The organism is Anabaena azotica FACHB-119, assembly GCF_014697625.1.
Classification (GTDB): Bacteria; Cyanobacteriota; Cyanobacteriia; order Cyanobacteriales; family Nostocaceae; genus Trichormus; species Trichormus azoticus_A.
Map to the genome: position 1 here is coordinate 118,865 of NZ_JACJSG010000004.1, position 18,719 is coordinate 137,583.

At 40.8% G+C, this 18,719-nt stretch carries 18 protein-coding genes and 2 pseudogenes; 10 read left to right on the plus strand and 10 right to left on the minus strand.

Annotation, left to right across the window (positions count from 1 at the left end):
* Positions 1-57: 57 nt before the first annotated feature.
* The 5 genes and pseudogenes from nifN to H6G83_RS36340 form a co-directional block, all read right to left on the minus strand.
* Positions 58-1,392, minus strand: coding sequence for a nitrogenase iron-molybdenum cofactor biosynthesis protein NifN (nifN, locus tag H6G83_RS04105; RefSeq protein ID WP_190467375.1), 1,335 nt, complete (start codon positions 1,390-1,392; stop codon positions 58-60).
* Entirely contained in the window at positions 1,392-2,834 is a 1,443-nt protein-coding gene (gene nifE, locus H6G83_RS04110; RefSeq protein WP_190467377.1) for a nitrogenase iron-molybdenum cofactor biosynthesis protein NifE, read from the minus strand. The genes nifN and nifE overlap by 1 nt, the downstream gene beginning before the upstream one ends.
* 476 nt (positions 2,835-3,310) lie before the next feature.
* A complete protein-coding gene (locus H6G83_RS04115) occupies positions 3,311-3,640 on the minus strand; it encodes a Mo-dependent nitrogenase C-terminal domain-containing protein (protein WP_190467380.1) in 330 nt (109 codons plus the stop codon).
* Positions 3,641-3,754: 114 nt separating this feature from the next.
* A complete protein-coding gene (gene nifK, locus H6G83_RS04120; protein ID WP_190467382.1) occupies positions 3,755-5,293 on the minus strand; it encodes a nitrogenase molybdenum-iron protein subunit beta in 1,539 nt (512 codons plus the stop codon).
* A 199-nt stretch (positions 5,294-5,492) separates the two neighbouring features.
* Positions 5,493-5,642, minus strand: a pseudogene (locus tag H6G83_RS36340) (nitrogenase molybdenum-iron protein subunit alpha); the annotation flags it as partial.
* 110 nt (positions 5,643-5,752) lie between these two features.
* Between H6G83_RS36340 and H6G83_RS04125 the strand changes: the two are divergent.
* The 3 genes from H6G83_RS04125 to H6G83_RS04135 are packed head-to-tail and all read left to right on the plus strand — an operon-like array spanning position 5,753 to position 7,952.
* On the plus strand, positions 5,753-7,171 hold the full coding sequence (locus H6G83_RS04125) for a site-specific integrase (RefSeq protein WP_190467384.1): 1,419 nt from the start codon (positions 5,753-5,755) through the stop codon (positions 7,169-7,171).
* Between the two features lie 41 nt (positions 7,172-7,212).
* Positions 7,213-7,482, plus strand: a complete 270-nt coding sequence (locus tag H6G83_RS04130) for a UPF0175 family protein (RefSeq protein ID WP_190467387.1) — start codon at positions 7,213-7,215, stop codon at positions 7,480-7,482.
* Positions 7,479-7,952 carry a DUF3368 domain-containing protein gene (locus tag H6G83_RS04135; RefSeq protein WP_190467390.1) on the plus strand — a complete coding sequence of 158 codons (474 nt, stop codon included), beginning with the start codon at positions 7,479-7,481 and terminating at the stop codon, positions 7,950-7,952. The genes H6G83_RS04130 and H6G83_RS04135 overlap by 4 nt, the downstream gene beginning before the upstream one ends.
* Before the next feature lies 1 nt (position 7,953).
* Here the strand turns inward: H6G83_RS04135 and H6G83_RS04140 are convergent, their stop codons facing one another.
* The 3 genes from H6G83_RS04140 to H6G83_RS04150 all read right to left on the minus strand — a co-directional run bounded on the left by H6G83_RS04140 (position 7,954) and on the right by H6G83_RS04150 (position 10,127).
* Positions 7,954-8,616, minus strand: coding sequence for a hypothetical protein (locus tag H6G83_RS04140; RefSeq protein ID WP_190467393.1), 663 nt, complete (start codon positions 8,614-8,616; stop codon positions 7,954-7,956).
* Positions 8,617-8,787: 171 nt separating this feature from the next.
* Entirely contained in the window at positions 8,788-9,339 is a 552-nt protein-coding gene (locus H6G83_RS04145; protein WP_190467397.1) for an REP-associated tyrosine transposase, read from the minus strand.
* 218 nt (positions 9,340-9,557) lie between these two features.
* Positions 9,558-10,127 (minus strand): Uma2 family endonuclease, encoded by a 570-nt coding sequence (locus H6G83_RS04150; RefSeq protein WP_190467401.1) that lies wholly within the window; start codon positions 10,125-10,127, stop codon positions 9,558-9,560.
* Positions 10,128-10,606: 479 nt separating this feature from the next.
* Between H6G83_RS04150 and H6G83_RS04155 the strand changes: the two genes are divergently transcribed.
* From H6G83_RS04155 to H6G83_RS35795, 6 genes are all read left to right on the plus strand, one after another.
* Entirely contained in the window at positions 10,607-10,783 is a 177-nt protein-coding gene (locus H6G83_RS04155; protein ID WP_190467404.1) for a hypothetical protein, read from the plus strand.
* Between the two features lie 162 nt (positions 10,784-10,945).
* The gene (locus H6G83_RS04160) at positions 10,946-11,524 is read left to right on the plus strand and encodes a hypothetical protein (RefSeq protein WP_190467407.1); all 579 of its coding nucleotides are present in this window, start codon (positions 10,946-10,948) and stop codon (positions 11,522-11,524) included.
* Between the two features lie 29 nt (positions 11,525-11,553).
* Positions 11,554-12,033 carry a DNA methyltransferase gene (locus H6G83_RS04165; RefSeq protein WP_190467410.1) on the plus strand — a complete coding sequence of 160 codons (480 nt, stop codon included), beginning with the start codon at positions 11,554-11,556 and terminating at the stop codon, positions 12,031-12,033.
* Positions 12,034-12,219: 186 nt separating this feature from the next.
* Entirely contained in the window at positions 12,220-14,019 is a 1,800-nt protein-coding gene (locus H6G83_RS04170) for an N-6 DNA methylase (protein WP_199328311.1), read from the plus strand.
* Positions 14,016-14,753 (plus strand): restriction endonuclease subunit S, encoded by a 738-nt coding sequence (locus tag H6G83_RS04175; protein ID WP_190467413.1) that lies wholly within the window; start codon positions 14,016-14,018, stop codon positions 14,751-14,753. The genes H6G83_RS04170 and H6G83_RS04175 overlap by 4 nt, the downstream gene beginning before the upstream one ends.
* Before the next feature lie 11 nt (positions 14,754-14,764).
* Positions 14,765-14,896: a hypothetical protein gene (locus H6G83_RS35795; protein ID WP_277876278.1), complete on the plus strand. Its 132-nt coding sequence runs from the start codon at positions 14,765-14,767 to the stop codon at positions 14,894-14,896.
* 128 nt (positions 14,897-15,024) lie between these two features.
* Here the strand turns inward: H6G83_RS35795 and nifD are convergent, their stop codons facing one another.
* Positions 15,025-16,467: a nitrogenase molybdenum-iron protein alpha chain gene (nifD, locus tag H6G83_RS04180; RefSeq protein ID WP_190467416.1), complete on the minus strand. Its 1,443-nt coding sequence runs from the start codon at positions 16,465-16,467 to the stop codon at positions 15,025-15,027.
* Positions 16,468-16,605: 138 nt separating this feature from the next.
* Positions 16,606-17,064: pseudogene (nifH, locus tag H6G83_RS04185) on the minus strand (nitrogenase reductase); the annotation flags it as partial.
* 109 nt (positions 17,065-17,173) lie between these two features.
* Between nifH and H6G83_RS04190 the strand changes: the two are divergent.
* Entirely contained in the window at positions 17,174-18,601 is a 1,428-nt protein-coding gene (locus H6G83_RS04190; protein WP_190467419.1) for an integrase, read from the plus strand.
* Positions 18,602-18,719: the final 118 nt, after the last annotated feature.

Consider the following 18,719-nt stretch of genomic DNA (forward strand, 5'->3'; position numbering starts at 1 on the left):
ATTGGTAATTGGTGATTGGTAATAGGTAATAGGTAATTGGCTATTACCCATTACCTATTACCCATTACCACTTACAAAATTCTCGTGAAAGTTCTTAACTCTCGCTTCTTCTGCATCTATAAATAAGTTACCGATGCCAAATAAGACTTCCATTGAGCCGCGATAGCCGACTTTGGTGAAATGACCATTACCTAAACGGTCATAAATGGGGATACCGAGACGATAGTGGGGGATGGAAAGACGTTTGGCGATCGCTGTTACGTTAGAATTACCAATGAGCAGGTCTGATCCCACAGCCAGTTCTTCAAAGTCTTCTAAATCCCCAATAGTCACGCTCTTGATAGGTAGTTGTTCTAATAGGGGTGAGCGTGTGGTAGTAACGGCTGCGTGAATTTGTGTCCCCATCGATTGTAGAAATCTTACCATCGACCACAGCAAGTCCGGTTCTAACGCTAAGGATATGCGTTTTGCACCAAAGTAAAAGTGTGTGTCTAACATCGCGTCTTGCAACTGGCGACGTTGACGGCAATACTTTTCTGGTACTGGGTTGCTGCTGAGAATTGCTAAGGCTTGGATAAATTCGTCTACAGGTTCTAAGCCACTCAGTTCGGTAAAGACTTCGTAGGGAATATTGAATCTATCTTCCAAAATCCTCGCCGCACCGCGCATACTCTCACCCAAGGCGATAGTAAAAGCAGAACAACCAACTTCTTGGAGTTGTTTTACCGTTGTCCCACTGGCTGTTATCGCCGTATATTCGTCTTCTAGGTGTCCGTCCAAAGAAGCACCAATATCAGGTACGAATATCGGTACAAGTCCAAAAGAGGTGACAATCTCTTTGATTTCTTGCAAATCTCCGGGGGTGAAGGCGGAACCAGCCAAAATTGTGACTTGTTCGCTTCTGGTTGTACCGGGTTGGGGAATTTCCTTGACGATGCTTTCCACAGCCGCCGCAAATCCATCTTGCAACGCCCCTTTAAAATCTGGTGTAGGCGCGAATACAATTGGGAGGTGGGATATTTCAGGATGGCGATCGCGGATTTCCTTCAAGAATTTTTCAATATCATCGCCTCTGGTTTCAGTTAGTCCAGTGCTACACAAACCGATAATTTCCGGGTTGGACTTCTCCACCAAAGTCAAAATCGCCTGCTCGATATTATCCTCACCACCCAAAATGGTAGTTACTTCCGTCATCGCCGTAGTCGCCAGGGGAATGGCTTCCCGAAAATGGCGGACTAACACCACCTTGGCGAAGGCTGTACAACCTTGGGAACCGTGGAATAGAGGAATCATCCCCTTCAATCCCAAGAAGGCGAGAGAAGCGCCTAAAGCTTGACTCTGTTTGAGGGGATTGACTGCAACTGATTTATTGGGGAGGGTAACGATCGCCATCAAATTAACTCCTCGATAGATGCCAAAATAGGATGTTGATTTGTTGTGTATTCGTGAGCTAGTGTCCCCATATCTTCATCCCAAGGCGCAGGCTTACGGATTTGTTCCCAAATAGGACTATACAGAGCCTCGTACAATTCCCGCGCCATCTCAATCATTCCCACATAACCAGCGTAGGGATGATGGCGTTCTTGGTTGATATCCAAGAAAGGAATCCGAGCTTTTAGGGCGGTGTATTGGTTACGACCACCAGCAATTAACATATCAGCTTGCGTATCTTTTACCAGTTGTAGAAGTTCCTTGGCATTGCCTTTTTCTAGCATGATGCCATCAGTACCCAACAACCGTTTAATCTTAGCTTTATCTTCTTCTGTACTCTTTCTGGTGCTGGTAGCCACAACCTCTATACCCAAATCCTTAGCCGCCGAGATAATAGACCAACTCTTGACACCGCCTGTATAGAGTACGACTCGCTTACCCTTGAGACGAGCGCGATAGGGAGCCAGCGCCAAATCCAAAGCTGCTGTTTCTTCGGCAATTAGCTTTTCTGTACGCTCTTGTAAATCAGGGTCGCCCAATTTAGCGGCGATATTCCGCAGACACCGATTCATATCATCGATGCCATAGAAAGACTCTTCAATGTAGGGGATGCCGTAATTTTCCTCCATTTTTCTCGCCATATTGAGCAGCGCCCGTGAACAGATCATCACATTCAGCTTGGCGCGGTGTGCATAGCGGATTTCCTCAAATCGAGCATCGCCTGTAATTTTCGACAGGACGCGAATACCCAATTTTTCGAGTAACGGCAGGACTCCCCACATTTCCCCGGCGATGTTATATTCGCCGATTAAGTTTATATCATAGGGAGTAGTGTACTCTGGTTCTGCTGTTCCCACAACATAATCTAATAAAGATTCACCACCAAAGCGGTTGCCCAAGTTCTTACTGCCAATGAACCCTGGAGCAATTACAGGGATAACAGGAGTGCCAATTTTTTCTGCCGCAGTTTTGCAGACAGCTTCCATATCATCACCAATCAAAGCCGTCACACAAGTCGCGTAGACAAATACCGCCGATGGTTTGTAGCGTTTATTGATTTCCAGAATTGCCTTGTAGAGTTTCTTTTCACCGCCGAAAATGACATCATTCTCTGACATATCGGTAGTGAAGCCCATTTTGTAAAGCTGGGGGCCGGAAGAGAGACTACCGCGACTACCCCAGGAATTACCAGCGCAGGCGATCGGCCCATGCACTAAATGAGCAGCATCGGCGATGGGTACAAGCGCAATCATCGCCCCATCAAAAGCACAGCCCCCTTGAGCCGCCCCTGGTTGTGCTTGTTGTGTACAAGACTTATTTTTCTTTTCGCCGTTTTTGTGCTGGTTGTGTTCGCATCCTGATTCATTCAGTAGCTCGTTGATTTTGCCTTGGGTATTCTTCATCTCTCTTCTCGTAGGCGATCGCTATTGTTGATTGTCATATCAAGTCCGGCTAAAAACTTACGATATCGTTGGTTTTGTCGGTAATGGGTAATAGGTAATAGGTAATTGCTTTCTACTATTACCTATTACCTATTACCTATTACCTATTACCAGTTACCAACCCCCAAAATATGATAAGTATTCAAGCGGACTTGATATCAGTTATCAGTCATCAGTAAACAGTGATAAATTATCAATCAATTCACTGATGACCGTTCTTAATAAACTTCTTGCAAAAATCTTATTTAAACCAGATACACATCCAAATCGTAAATAAAAAATTTGTAATTTTCCTTACGATTTGCTATGATTAATTATTATGTATCAATGGTTTCATTTTTCTAAAAATAAACTCGACTTTTGCAAGAAATACGGCTAATTAGGAAACACAAAAAGTAAGAGAAAACTTTCCCCCCCTATTACCTAACCTCTAGCCTCTAGCAAATGTACTTTGTCACATCCACTCCACATTCATCAGCCAAATAAGATAAAGCGCGGAAACGCAATCCCACAAACTCGTCATAGAGAGGATTGAATTTACACAAAGCTGGAATGTGGATAGTTCTTCCAAATAAATTAATGTCTCGCTCAAAAGGGCAACAACAAGGAATTACTTGACAGACAAGATGAGCGAAACGAACATTTTTAACCGGAAAATTATCAATCCAACCACGCAAAGGGCGAAGCACAACATCAAATGGGCTAGGCTTCTTATAGTTTGGTGGATGTAAATTAGGATGATGGTGATGAATTTGAGTTGATGGCATACTTAAGGAATTTCAAGTGAATAGAGTATTAGATATTGGGTACTGGGGATTGGGTATAAATCCCAGTCCCCAGTCCCTAAGTTCTACCTGTCAATGGCAAGCTGTAAGCAATTTCTAGCGAATCAAGTCGAAGGAGATATCGGTCTTACCAGTGATGTTGGTATTGCGATCCATTTCATCCAGAAGAGTGTTAACAACCCAGTTGAGGATGTTTAGACCACCTTGGTAGCCGAGGGTAGAGTAGCGGTGTAAGTGGTGGCGATCGAAGATAGGATAACCAATGCGTACCATTGGGATCTTAGTATCGCGCCACAGGTACTTACCGTAGGAGTTACCGATGAAGAAGTCTACAGGCTCGGTGAACAACAAGCTACGGAAGTGCCACAAGTCTTTTTGAATCCAAACTTTAGCTTCCTTACCGAAGGGGCTAGCAGCGAGGATAGCTTCCATTTCTTTCTTGAAAGCTTCATCGCCATTGTTGCAGAGAATGTGTACAGGTTCAGCACCCATCTCTAACAAGAAGCTGGTGATGGAGATAATCAAGTCGGGGTCGCCGTAGATAGCGAACTTCTTACCATGAATCCAAGCGTAGGAGTCAGTGATAGCATCAACTAAACGACCGCGTTCGATTTCCAACTCTTCAGGAATAGCCTTACCAGTCAATTCAGAGATAGCAGTCAAGAACTCGTCAGTACCCTTAACACCGAAGGGACGCAATACTTGAGTCTTTTGGTTCCACTTGGTTTCGATGTATTCGCGGGTCTTGGGTGTGGTGTAAGCTTGGAGAGCAACTGTTGCCTTAGCGTTGATAGAATCAGCAGCATCTTCCAGCTTAGTACCACCTGGGTACATTTCGTACTCACCAGTGTTGGGTGAATCGAAGTAGTCACTGCTATCAGAAAGAATGGTGTAGTCAACACCCATTGCACCCAGCATCCGCTTAACTTCGCGGTTGTTACCTACATAGGTATCAAAACCAGGGATGATGTTGATTTTGCCATTGCTGGTAGCTTTCTTCTTACCTTCTGTCAAGTTAGACAGAATACCCTTCATCATGTTGTCATAACCAGTGGTATGAGAACCAACGAAGCTAGGTGTGTGAGCGAAGGGAACGGGGAAGTCTTGAGGAATAGAACCAGCATTCTTAGAGTTGGTGATGAACGCGCCTAAGTCGTCACCAATAACCTCAGCCATACAGGTGGTGCAAACAGCAATCATCTTGGGCTTGTACAATTGGTACGCAACTTGCATACCTTCAATCATGTTGTTCAAGCCACCGAATACTGCTGCGTCTTCTGTCATGGAAGAAGATACTGCGGAGCAAGGCTCTTTGTAGTGACGGCTGAGGTGTGTACGGAAGTAAGCTACACAACCTTGAGAACCTTGTACGAAAGGTAGAGTACCTTCAAAACCCAGAGCCGCGAACATAGCGCCTACTGGTTGACAACCTTTAGCGGGGTTAACGGTTAGAGCTTCACGAGCGAAGTTCTTTTCCCGGTAGTCCCAAGATTTTGTCCATTCAGACACTCTTTCAACTTCTTCAGGAGGGTGAGCGCCTTCAAAGTTCTTTCTCTTGTTTTCAAATAGCTCGGTGTATTCTGGCTGTTTGAATAGATCAACGTGGTCTACAATTCTTTCTGGATTCTGAGGCATTTTAGTATCTCTCTACGCTTGCTGGTTGGTGTGTAAGTGATGAGTGAGGATAGCCTGGGGGGTTAACTCCTTCCTCAAGGTAGTAACGAGAGATGAATCATGAATATTGAATAAAAATCTTCATCCAGCATTCAGCATTCACCATTCTCCCCTGGGTTCCTGGGGCTATAACCCCAGGCTATCCCTCTATTTCAAGGAATTAGGCAGCAGCCTTAGCTTTTGTAGCAGCTTTCTTCCAAGGAGCGCCGATTAAGTCCCAAGTGGGGCTGTTGAGCGCTAAATCCATGTCACGGGCGAAGATAGCGAATCCGTCGTAACCGTGATAAGGGCCGGAGTAATCCTTTTTGTGGTTTAATAGCTTTACGCGGCTTAATGTTTATATTGGGCATTGTTAGTCATAAACATTGTTTGCCGAGAACAAATTAATTTTTAGGCTAAATATAGGCTAATACCACAGCGATGGAAAATCAGGGTCAAGACAAATATCAACAAGCCTTTGCAGACTTAGAGCCACTTTCATCTACCGACGGCAGTTTTCTCGGCTCAAGTCTGCAAGCACAGCAGCAAAGAGAACACATGAGAGCAAAAGTCCTAGAAGAATTAGAAAAAGTAAATCTGCGTTTGAAGTCTGCAAAGACCAAAGTATCAATCCGGGAATCTAACGGAAGTCTGCAATTGAGAGCAACGTTACCAATTAAACCCGGAGATAAAGACACAAAGGGAACTGGGAGAAAGCAATACAATCTCAGTTTGAATATCCCTGCAAACTTAGATGGGTTGAAAACGGCAGAGGAAGAAGCTTACGAATTAGGTAAGTTAATCGCTCGTAAAACCTTTGAATGGAATGATAAATATTTAGGCAAAGAAGCGACTAAAAAAGATGTAAGAACCATAGGTGAGTTACTGGAAAAATTCGAGGAAGAATATTTTAAAACCCATAAACGCACCACAAAAAGCGAACATACATTTTTCTATTATTTTTCCCGCACTCAACGCTACACAAATCCCCAAGATTTAGCAACTGCGGAAAATCTCATCAATTCAATTGAGCAAATTGATAAAGAATGGGCTAGGTATAATGCAGCCAGAGCTATATCTTCCTTTTGCCAAACCTTCAATATAGAAATTGATTTATCCAAATATGCGAAAATGCCCGATCGCAATTCGCGCAACATTCCCACAGACGCAGAAATACTATCAGGAATTAGCAAATTTGAAGAATATTTAACTACTAGAGGCAATCAAGTTAACCAAGATGTGAAAGATAGCTGGCAACTGTGGCGCTGGACGTATGGAATGTTAGCTGTATTTGGTTTACGTCCGAGAGAAATTTTTATTAACCCTGATATTGATTGGTGGTTAAGCAAGGAAAATTTAGACTTGACATGGAAGGTGCATAAAGATTGTAAGACGGGGGAAAGGCAAGCATTACCCTTACATAAAGAATGGATTGATGAGTTTGATTTAAGAAACCCGAAATATTTAAAAATGCTGGCAACAGCAATTAGTAAAAAAGATAATAATAACCATGCAGAAATAACAGCATTAACCCAACGAGTAAGTTGGTGGTTTCGCAAAATCGGCTTAGATTTTAAACCTTACGATTTACGTCACGCCTGGGCAATTCGCGCCCATATTCTAGGCATACCAATCAAAGCGGCGGCGGATAATTTAGGTCATAGCGTGCAAGTGCATACGCAAACCTATCAGCGTTGGTTCTCGTTAGATATGCGGAAACTGGCAATTAATCAGGCGTTGACTAAACGGAATGAGTTTGAGTTGATTAAAGAGGAAAATGCTAAATTGAGGATGGACAATGAAAGGTTGAGAATGGAGATTGAGAAGTTAAAGATGGAGTTAGTATATAAGCGTAGTTAAAATGTGTGCATAAAGTCTAAGTTAATAAAGGAACATCAATCATGCAAATTATCATTGAACTCCCAGATGATATAGCCAATCAATTACAAGTGCAACCCGCTAATATTTCTCGCCGGGTTTTGGAACTCATTGTAGCTGATAATTATCGCCGCGATCGCATTGGAGCAGCCGAAGTCCACCGAATACTGAACTTTTCCTCCCGATGGGAAACTTACGAATTTCTTAAACGTGAACAAGCCTATTTACCTTATACTGAAGAAGACCTAGAACAAGATGTTCAAGCAATTCGTAACATACTAGGTGCTGAATGATTATTGTCTCTAACACTTCTCCAATCAACTACCTAATTTTGATTGAGCAAATCAATCTCCTAGCTGAACTATTTCAGGAAATTATCATTCCGCAAGCAGTTTACACCGAGCTATCTGATAAATTTGCTCCACCACCTGTTCAAGCCTGGATTAGAAACCCACCAAGTTGGCTAAAAATTCAACCTGTTAGCCAAACTGCGGATGCGATTGCAAATTTGCTTGATCCTGGTGAAACTGAGGCTATCTTACTAGCCCAAGAACTTAATGCAGACTTACTTATCCTAGACGACATGAAAGCAAGACGCATTGCTAAAGATAGAGGTTTAGCTATCACAGGTATCTTAGGAATTTTAGACCAAGCAGCAACAATGAAGCTCATCGATTTACCCGTCGCTATTCAAAGCCTTAAAAATACATCTTTTTGGGCATCTGATAGTTTGCTTCAAAAGTTATTAGATAAACATTATTAACTCAAATACTTTCCTCTATCGCCATACCTAAAGACTCAATAAGAGCTTTTATTTTCGGCATATAGGCTTCAATTATAGTGCTGGCTAAAATAACAGGATAGTTATCGATAGGCTTTTTTGGGCGATTATACGTGAAAGCTTGAAAACGGATACCCATAGTGTTTTCCTTACCCAGACCAAATTCTGCATGATATTCGGTATCTAAAAGACGACGATGTTTAATAGTATTCACAAAAGCAGCAATGTATTTAAACTCATATGAGTTACAAAGATTCTCAAGAGTAATCTTGACCTTATTTAGATTTCTATCATTAAGTTCCTGAATAGTTTTATTTACATTTACTTCAGCTTCGTCTAATACAGATTCCAAAAGCACTACATTAATAATTTGACATACAATGTCTGCTATAGAATGCAAGTTCTGCAAAGCAGCTTCTATATAAGTTTCAGATTCAAGTTGAGCTTGTATGAAAGCGTTAAGATAAGGTTGTTCATTACTTATTTGCGAATGTGAAGCCCAAAAATTTGTCCATGTCTCCTGATATTTATCAGTCAGTATTAAAGCCTTACTGTATTTATAAGACAGAGCTTTGCAATACACACTTGAATCTGGCAAACCTTTGGAGAGGCTGATTCGTTGAAAATCTCTTAAATCCCAACCCATACATTTATGTGTGAAGATAAGTTTTACTCCATGAGTGTATCACATTACTACAGTAAGTAGGGTGCGTCAGCTTGGGTATACTATTTCAGGAAGCCAGTAGGGTGCGTCAGCTTGGGTAGAATATTTCATCACGAAAATGAATTTATGCTGACGCACCCTACAGAATATGGGTTATTCGCTCCCAATATTGTCAGGTATATTTGGTATTTGAATACTTCCCCAATCTGCTGGATAAATTCCTTGTTTAACAAAACGGTGAAAACTTGAATATTGCCACTCTTTGGGAGATTGGCATAAACCATGTTTGACAGGATTATAATGGATATAATCGCAATGATTGGCAAAATCTTTTTCATCTCTAATTAAATGTTCCCAATATCGTCTTTGCCATAAATTACCTTCTTGGCGTTTTTGGCGAGATTCACTCATCTCGGCTGTTATGTTTAACTGTTCTGCACAACTTTGGGTAACAAAACTTTTAATTAACCGCCAACGGATGGCATAATTACTATCATTTTCCGGTAAAGTCCAGATACAATGAATATGTTCAGGCAAGAGAGCGATCGCCTCAATTGAAAAAGGATAAAGTTGCTGAACTCGCCGCATGGATTTGCGTAAATTTTCTCGCGCTATATCGCTACATAGCCAGGGGATTCTTTGGTAAGTTACCTGTGTAAAAAAGAATGTACTTCCAGAGGCGATCGCTCTGCGATAATTTGACATAGTTCAGTGTAGTAATTCAATATTATTTAATTTTAAGCGCAAAAATTTTGACTGCAACGGATACAAGCTATGACTACTATAATATGGGGTGCGTCAGCTTGAGTATACTATTTCATCATGAATATCAGTTAACGCTGACGCACCCTACAGAATATTACTGCTAAAAGAGCGATCGCCTCAATAGATACCGAAATAAAAAGCATATCCATAGGCGAATTTTATTCAAAAACAACACCACGGTAAATTTCGGCGATCGCCAACTCCTTACCAACTGAATCTAAAGAAATAGAACCATCCAAACCGTTAAATTCACTCAATAACCAGCCTTGGGTTTGCTTGCTGTAACGTTCAATAAAAGGCTCATCCTGTTCTACTAATAAATATTCTGTAAAGCTTGTAATTGAACGATACATCCGAAACTTACTTTGTCTGTCGTAATCTGCGGTAGATGGACATAGAACTTCAACAATTAAAATAGGGTTTAAGACTTCATCTGAGCGATTTTCATTAAGTTGTGGTTCGCCATCAAAAATCATCACATCTGGATATACTCCGCGTCTATATTCAGGTATCCACAGCCGCAAATCGCTATTGATTGGTTCAAATTGAGTATCACGTAAAATGGATGTAAAATAAGTCAATATGTTCCCGCCTATGCGGCTGTGTTTGAGAGTTCCTCCGGGTATGGGTACTATTTCTCCATCTCGATACTCATTGCGTCCTTCTGCTTTTTCCTCAAGCGCACGATATTCATCCAAAGTGTAGCGATGTTTGATAGTAGAAACCATAAGTCTTAACTGATCGCATTGGCTCTAGGATAACAATAATATTTTGTCACAGATTTAAGTGAAAGTGAAGATGATGATGTGTTTGAGTTGAATTGCGTTCCCTACTAGCAGCCAAAACTATTTTACTCAAAAATAACCCCAAGGCAAATTGTGGCGATCACTTGCTTTTAATCTCGGATTCCTTGTGCTAAAACTCCTAATTGTTAACTAAAATTATAATAACTTTGGTCAAAGAGCGATCGCCTGTTGCTGTTTCGCTCCATCCTTCAGCAATCCTACACTGCACACATCATCAAAACATTATGGAAACATGGTTCTGCTACTTGTTGATATCGACTGCAATCTTCAATTTACTGGGAGCAGTTATATTTGCATTACCCTGATTCGGTCAACAAAAACTCTCTGGACTGCCTCAAAATGCTCATCTTCTGTATCTGGGAACTATATCATCTTGGATTCTGATATTTGGTGTAGGGTACTTGTGGCTAGCTTTTGCAGCCAAGCCTGAACCGTTGTTCATTGCAGTCGTCGCCGCCGCCAAAATTGCGATCGCCATTCTCTTCTTCACATTTTGGTTGCTTGGTGAACTGGGTTTGACCTTTGCATTGTCTGGGTGCATTGATTTATTTTATGCGATGGGCTACGCTCCACCGTAGGTGATCGCCTTCATCTACTGGCTGTTGCAGACAAGTCAAAAAACTTAGCCATCGCTAAATAGACAATTTGCTACTATGAAACAAAGTTGGGAATTGCCTACAAACTAGGCGATAACCTCTGGTCAGATTCCATCGCAAGAATAGCAGATTGGCAAAAACACTATGGCAAAGCGGAAAAAAAGCAATCTCCAGTGGATTAAAGAAACGCTAGACCTAAAACCTGACCATCGCTGGGAATCACCATCAGGTTACAAAATATTTGTCGCTAATCGGGGTGCTGTTCGCTTCAATGTCCCCGAAGATTGGCATTTTGAGCCGCAAGAAAAATCCTTCAAATTCAGCGATAAAAAACCGCCTCACGATGATTGCTGTCTGGAAGTATCTTTTAATCAACTCCCCCCCAACGACTGGAGTCTGTTTCCCCTGAAAGCTACCTTAAAAAAAGTGGTAGAAGATGACAGTCGTGATGTGATTGAGAAAGGCGAAATCATTAGCCTCAAGCGCCAAACCGCCAGAGTTGTCTGGACGGAGATTAAGTTTATCGACACTCAAGAAGAACCAAGGGAAGCTTTTTCCCGGATTTGCATTGGTTTGGGGTCAAATGTGCAATGCTTGATTACGTTCGATTATTGGGCAGATCAAGCAGAGCAGTTGATACCTGTTTGGGATGAGGTAATGCGATCGCTTACACTAGGTTTGTACATTCGTGACCCAAGGACTGGCTTTGCTTTCCCAGACTGAGCCACAAAAACAAATCGTATCATTTTTTAATGACTAATCCTTTTCAACTTCAACTGTTTAACCCCAGTTCTGATGATTGTCCAAAAATTGTTAGAGAAAGAACAGGTAGTTTTATCGACAATATGAAACTACCTGTCCATAGGTGGTTTCGTTATTCTGCTGGTTTTTCCGCCGCTTGGGTTGAAGAGTTAATCAAAGATTTAGAGCCTCAAATTATTCTTGATCCATTTGCAGGCTCTGGTACTGTTTGTATTGCTGCTGATAAGTTAGGCGTTAGTTCTTACGGTGTTAAAGCACATCCTTTTGTTTATTGGCTTGCCAAAGGAAAGATTTCATGGAATGAAGATATATATAATTTTTTAGCAGTAATTAAGCTTACAATAGTAGCTTGGTACTTTGGCGGAGCATATCAAAGCGATCGCCTAATTCATATCATCTCGCCTCCTCTAGCTACAAAGTGTGAACGTCAGCATTGCCCAGAGCGATCGCTCCCGCTATTATTCAATTAGCAGGAAACCTTAGCAACCAGCCAGCTATACCTTTATTGTTAATCAAAGATTGAACAGTTTAATTAGATTTTTTAGTGGTAAGTGTGATCATTAAGTCAATACCACTCGCAGGAGTTATCCCTATTTTCCATGAAATACTAATCTTAGATTTGCATACTGGCTTATATTGCAGTAATCTTAATTCTCATGTCCATTGCGAAGGAAGTACAAGTAGATGATATGCCACTAAATAAAAAAGCTATTCTTGAAGATATATTTCGCAGCGCACCGCCTTTAAATTCAGAAGACGATTGTGCCGAAAATATTGTGATCCCTTTTCTGCAAAGACTGGGCTATGAAAAAAATCAAATACGTCGCAAAGTCTCAATTACTGGAACTTCAGGACATCGCTTTAGAAAACAAGCTGATATTGTTATATACATTAATGAGCATCCAGCTTTTGTCATTGAAACTAAGCGAATTCAACATCGCTTGAAAGAAGAGGATGTTAATCAGGTGCTTTCCTATGCCCAACTCCTTGAACCACCCACACCAATTGCTGTTTTAACTAATGGACGTGATTGGGAAGTTTACTATTTAGATAGAGATGATATTGGTAGTTTAGAATCAATACCGGAGCCACAAGAACTTGAGAGTGTAGTAGTTGCAATTCCAAGCACTCCAATTCAATTACAAAAGCGACAAGCTGCTGAAAGACTTCTTGTAACCATTGAAAATAAAAGTGATTTAGAAACGGCATTTAGAGAATGCCGCAACGAGTTGGCTAAGGAAGGACTTATTGCCGAGTCTGCATTTGATGAACTAACTAAGATCCTTACCTGCAAATTTAATGAGGAGAAAAGGGCAGCTGAAGGTCTTGCGACAAATCGCTTTACTTCTCAGTGGCTCTTAGGTAGTAGTCCACTTGTTGCTTTGCAACAAATGTTTGCTGACGCAAAGCAAACTTTTAATGTTTTTCCTACTGGTACACAAATTCAAATTAGAGCTAATGAAACTGTTGAGAAAATTGTCCGTGAGTTAGAACCATTTGGGCTGTATGGATTTAAGACACCTCTTGGTTTAGCAGGAGCTGGTGGCGATGTGGTTGGTTCTGTTTACGAGGCTTTTCTTACAGGTACACTTCGTGGTGACTTAGGCCAATATCTGACTCCTAGACAATTAGTTGAGTTTATGGTTGAAATAGCCGATATAAAAATAGGTGAAAAAGTCCTCGATTTATCATGTGGTAGTGGTGGTTTTTTAATTAGAACCTTCATGAATGTTCGTAAGAAAGTTCGCTCACTTAATATAGCGCAAAATGAAAAGGAGCAATTAATAAATGACCTTGTAACAAATCATTTATGGGGCATTGAGATAAATCCACGTCTAGCTACGTTGTGCAGAATCAATATGATTTTGCATGGAGATGGTTATGAACATATTTATACAGGTGACTCAATTCGGGAAGACTTTTTTGAAAATACAGATGGACGAAGAACTAATTTTTCAGCCATTGAACAAAACAATTCAGCAAAATTTGATTTAATTCTTATCAATCCTCCATTCAATAGGCCCTATCAAGATGCTGCAACTCTTAACAGGTATGAGCTAGGACGTGGCCAAGCCTCTCAAGGTTCAGATTATCTCATTTTAGAGAGAGCTATCCGACTATTAAAACCTCAAACTGGTCGATTGCTTGTAATTTTACCTCATGGTGTTGCAAGTGGAGTTTCGGAAACAGAAATCCGAAATTTTATCAAAACTAACGCTCATATTCATGCGTGTATAAGTTTGCCTGTCGGAGCATTTAAACCCTTTGGAGGTTCTAACGCTCGGACTTGTGTTTTATATTTGAAGAAAACTCCGAAAGACAATAGGAAACGTTTTTTGGCACAAGCAGAAAATGTGGGTTATGATATTACATCAAAGTATTATAGAGAGGTAGATTTTAATGATTTACCTATCATTTCTGAAGCCTATTATAATGTGGATAACAAATTACAATGAGTATACAGTTAATTCAAACAGAGCCTCTAATTTTAACAATCACAGAAGATTCAGCCAATAATATTGACACTATTGATGCTGGTGCTGCATATACACAGTATTTACACGATCAGGTAGGAGATTTTGAACAACAGCCATTAGGGAACTTTGTAGAAGTAGTATCAAAAAGCATCAATCCACGTTCTAGTAAATATGCGCGAGAAATATTTGAGTACATAGATTGTGCAGAAATAGATGAAATTTATGGATATATATTAAGATTTAAAATTAATTCAGGAGGTGAAATTGGAAGTACAAAAAATAGATTTCAAAAGCATGATATTTTGTTTGCAAAAGTCATGCCTACTTTAGCAAACAAAAAAATTGCGTTGGTAACGGAAGATGTAACCAACGCAGTAGCATCAACTGAATTAATTGTCTTAAGGAAAAAACCAGAAGTTGAGATAAACCTCTATTATCTGTTTCGAGCCTTGCGTTCTGATCACTTCACGCGCCAAGCGATAGCAAATGTTACAGGTGCAACAGGTCTTCAAAGAATAAATCCATCAAGATTACTAGAACTAAAAATAATTGTTCCACCACAGGAGCTTCAAAATCAAATTGGTGATGCTGTTGAGCAAGAGTTTACGCTGCGAACTTTAGCAGCAGAACAATCTAAAAAAGCTGACGATTTAGCCCGACTTGTTCTTGGCAGTCTTACTCTTAGAACTGATAAGAAACGACATAATAAATAATTGGATAGAAAGTGAGCATTTTCGTTCTATTAAGTAGAAACAGTCATCACTATCCAATGGGTGAAATTTTGGAGCGATCGCACCCTAATTATCTCATTAAGCAAGTGCGATCGCCCCAAGTTAATCTAAAAAACCTCTGTTAAAATAGTTTTTCACTTTACAATTTCAATATCACCAAAACCTAACAAAACCTAAAAACCAAACCCCACAAGAGTTATATTGTCTAAAGCTGCCAAAATATATTGTCCTTAGCCAACCCTAAAACCTGCATTTAGGCTAAAAATAGACTCATTTTTCTCCCACCACTAAAAAACCTTATCTTCCCTGACATCTGCACCCTATCGCTAGGTTCGGAGTAATCCCAAGAGTGCATTTGACGGAAGGGAAGACCCATCTTTTGGAAGACGTACTTCTCTTTAATACCAGAAGCGATTAAATCAGGCTTCTTAGCTTTTACGAACTCCTCGAACTCGTAAGCGGTAACGTCATCGTAAATGATGGTAGCGTTATCGATGTAGTGAGTGGTACGTTTGTAGTCGTCGTTGTGAGCGAACTCGTAACCTGTACCGATAACCTTGATACCCAAGTCTTCAAAAGCGGGAACAACGTGACGAGGACGTAGACCACCTACGTACAGCATTACGGTGTTACCTTCCAAGCGGGGGCGGTACTTCTCAACCACAGCATTCATGATTGGAGTGTACTTAGCAATTACCTTCTCGGCGTTTTCTTGAATCTTGGAATCAAACTTAGCTGCAATTTCACGTAAAGAAGCAGCAATCTTGGTGGGGCCGAAGAAATTGAACTCCATCCAAGGCATACCGTATTGTTCTTCCAAACTACGGCAGATGTAGTTCATAGAACGGTAGCAGTGGATGAGGACTAACTTAGCAGCAGGCCCTTGGATCAACTCGTTAAGAGTACCATCACCAGACCATTGAGCTACTACACGTAAACCCATTTCTTCCAACAACATCCGGCTTGCCCAAGCGTCACCACCGATGTTGTAGTCACCGATTAAAGCTACGTCGTATGGGCTTGGCTCGAAGTCAATTTTGTTTTCCTTCTTAGCCTTGTCAAATTGAGGGAAGATCCAGTCACGGATAGCGTCGTTAGCGATGTGGTGTCCTAAAGACTGAGATACACCACGGAAACCTTCGCAACGTAGGGGTACTACAGGCTTACCAATTTGTTTAGAAGCTTTCTTAGCAACAGCTTCGATGTCATCCCCAATTAGACCGATGGGACATTCAGATTGAATGGAAACACCACGGTTTAGTGGGAATAGAACTTCGAGTTCTTCGATGAGTTTAGTTAGTTTTTTGTCACCACCGAACACGATGTCGCGTTCTTGGAAGTCTGAGGTGAAGTGCATAGTACCAAAAGAGTTGATACCAGTTACACCAACGTAGTAATTACGACGACCAGACCATGACCAGTAACCGCAACCTACAGGCCCGTGGCTGATGTGGATCATGTCCTTAATAGGCCCCCAAACCACACCCTTGGAACCTGCATAAGCACAACCACGCGCGGTCATTACACCAGGAACAGATTTGATGTTAGACTTAACGCCGCAGTCAGACTTGTTTTCTTCGTGAACGTTGAGGTGCTTCTCGCGTTTTTTGCGAGATTTTTCTGGATAAGCTTTGAGAACTTCTTGGATAAGTTCCTTATTTTCTTCTACTAGGTTCTTGTTTTCTGGAGGTGTCATAGTCTGCCTCAGTGACTCTTTATGAATGGGAAATAGAAGGATATTTGCGGAGATGGAGAAGGAGAGTGGGGAAGGGAGAGTGGAAGAGGAATTGCTCCCTAATCTTCCTGTCTCCGTATCTCCAAGTTACGGTATTACCTATTTAGCGTTAGCGGGCTTACCGATGATTTCTGCGTGCTTGGTATCATCGTCAAGGATACCGTATTCGATCAACAGAGCTTCCAACTCATCCATTTCCATTGGAGTAGGAATTGTCAGTTTTTCGTTGTTGATGATCTTCTTAGCTAATGCGCGGTATTCGTTAGATTGGTTGCTTTCAGGAGCGTACTCGTTAACGGTCATACGACGCAATTCAGCGTGTTGAACGATGTTGTCACGAGGTACGAAGTGAATCATTTGGGTGTTCAAACGTTCAGCCAAGTTTTCGATCAACTCAGCTTCACGGTCAACTTTACGGCTGTTACAGATCAAACCACCCAAGCGTACACCGCCGGAGTGAGCATATTTCAAAATACCGCGAGCGATGTTGTTTGCAGCGTACATCGCCATCATTTCACCAGAGGTAACGATGTAGATTTCTTGTGCTTTACCTTCACGAGTAAGAGCGACAATATTATCATTATAGCCTAAAATGTTCATTTTTAACAATGTTTGCTGTCATCATTGTCAATGGTGGACAGTTTTTTTATTAGGGTAAATCTAGGGTATGGACAGAACACAGGAAGCATTTGCCGATTTTCAACAAACAGCCATCACGGATGGAGGATATATAGGCAGAATGCAGGCAGTAATTGAGCAAGAAAATCATTTAGCGGCAAAATTAGAGGCGGAATTAAAGGCGGTAAATGCTAGACTGAAGGGGGCGAGGGTGAATGTTTCTGTCAGGAAATCTGGATATTCACTGCAACTCAGAAGCACTTTACCTATTAAACCAGGGGATATTGATAAAAAAGGTATAGGAACAAAACAATATGATATTTCCTTGGGTATTCCGTTTAATTTTGATGGTTTAAATACGGCGGAAGAAGAAGCTTATGAGTTAGGGAAATTAATTGCCAGAAAACAGTTTCAATGGACTGATAAATATTTAGGCAAAACTCGGAACAAAGTTAAGGCAAAAATCATTGGTGATTTGATTGCAGATTTCGAGCAAAATTATTTTCAAACTAGAAAACGGACTTTGAAGAGTGAGAATACATTTAGTAGTTATCACTATATTGCTCAAACGCACTTACCGAAGGATAAACCAGCGACCAATGTTAATTTTATTGAGGCTGTGCAATGTTGTACTTCATCGGATAGTGTAAAAAATGAGTTAATTAAAGTTATTCGGGTATTGTGTAAATGTTCTGGGTTAGAAGTTCCAGAATTAAGTAATTTAAAAATTAAACCTAGTGCTACACGTAAGCGTGATATACCCAGTGATGCAGAGATAGAGCAGGAATATCTCAAATTTGAAACTTACGCGCTGAACCGTCCCAGTAAATTGCTGACAAGGGAAGATAGAAATAATTGGCAACTGTGGCGTTGGGTATATGGAATGTTAGCTACCTATGGTTTAAGACCTAGAGAAATTTTTCTCAATCCTGATTTAGATTGGTGGTTATCAGCAGATAATAATATGAATACTTGGCGGGTGAATGAAGAATGCAAAACAGGCGAAAGGGAAGCTTTGCCATTATACCCGCGTTGGGTGGAGACTTTTAATTTAAAAACGGATATAGAAGCAATTGAGTTATTAGAAGCGAAGATAAAAGATAAAGTTTCCAGTAAACAAATTAATTCGGCTCGACATGGCACAGACCGATGGTTTAGATTTGTGGGTATTCCTTTTCAACCTTATGATTTACGCCATGCTTGGGCAATTAGGGCGCATTTAATGGGGATACCTATCAAAGCTGCTGCTGATAATTTGGGTCATTCGGTGAATATGCACACATCAATTTATCAAAAGTGGTTTAGTTTGGAAAATCGCAAGGTAGCTATTGAGGAAGCTATTAAGAAAAAGTCTAGGGTGCAAGAGTTGCAAGATATCGCTATTCAGCTTCAGCAGGAAAATGAGCAGTTGCGGTTGGAAAATGAAAGGTTGCGGTTGTTGGTAGAAAATCAAGATTTGATACGGATGATGAATTGAAGATGTATCTGTGCCTGGAAGGTACAGATAATAATAATTAAACGCAGATAAACGCAGATAAACGCAGATGATTTAAGATATTTAATATTGCTAGCAAAGGATATAATGGCTAAGATAG

Coding starts and splice junctions, on each gene's coding strand:
- nifE (WP_190467377.1), bottom strand. CDS start 2,834: ATGAAGAATACCCAAGGCAAAATCAACGAGCTACTGAATGAATCAGGA.
- H6G83_RS04115 (WP_190467380.1), bottom strand. CDS start 3,640: ATGCCATCAACTCAAATTCATCACCATCATCCTAATTTACATCCACCA.
- H6G83_RS04130 (WP_190467387.1), top strand. CDS start 7,213: ATGCAAATTATCATTGAACTCCCAGATGATATAGCCAATCAATTACAA.
- nifN (WP_190467375.1), bottom strand. CDS start 1,392: ATGGCGATCGTTACCCTCCCCAATAAATCAGTTGCAGTCAATCCCCTC.
- H6G83_RS04145 (WP_190467397.1), bottom strand. CDS start 9,339: ATGTCAAATTATCGCAGAGCGATCGCCTCTGGAAGTACATTCTTTTTT.
- H6G83_RS04150 (WP_190467401.1), bottom strand. CDS start 10,127: ATGGTTTCTACTATCAAACATCGCTACACTTTGGATGAATATCGTGCG.
- H6G83_RS04140 (WP_190467393.1), bottom strand. CDS start 8,616: ATGGGTTGGGATTTAAGAGATTTTCAACGAATCAGCCTCTCCAAAGGT.
- H6G83_RS04170 (WP_199328311.1), top strand. CDS start 12,220: ATGTCCATTGCGAAGGAAGTACAAGTAGATGATATGCCACTAAATAAA.
- H6G83_RS04190 (WP_190467419.1), top strand. CDS start 17,174: ATGGACAGAACACAGGAAGCATTTGCCGATTTTCAACAAACAGCCATC.
- H6G83_RS04175 (WP_190467413.1), top strand. CDS start 14,016: ATGAGTATACAGTTAATTCAAACAGAGCCTCTAATTTTAACAATCACA.
- H6G83_RS04125 (WP_190467384.1), top strand. CDS start 5,753: ATGGAAAATCAGGGTCAAGACAAATATCAACAAGCCTTTGCAGACTTA.
- H6G83_RS04165 (WP_190467410.1), top strand. CDS start 11,554: ATGACTAATCCTTTTCAACTTCAACTGTTTAACCCCAGTTCTGATGAT.
- H6G83_RS04160 (WP_190467407.1), top strand. CDS start 10,946: ATGGCAAAGCGGAAAAAAAGCAATCTCCAGTGGATTAAAGAAACGCTA.
- H6G83_RS04135 (WP_190467390.1), top strand. CDS start 7,479: ATGATTATTGTCTCTAACACTTCTCCAATCAACTACCTAATTTTGATT.
- nifD (WP_190467416.1), bottom strand. CDS start 16,467: ATGACACCTCCAGAAAACAAGAACCTAGTAGAAGAAAATAAGGAACTT.
- nifK (WP_190467382.1), bottom strand. CDS start 5,293: ATGCCTCAGAATCCAGAAAGAATTGTAGACCACGTTGATCTATTCAAA.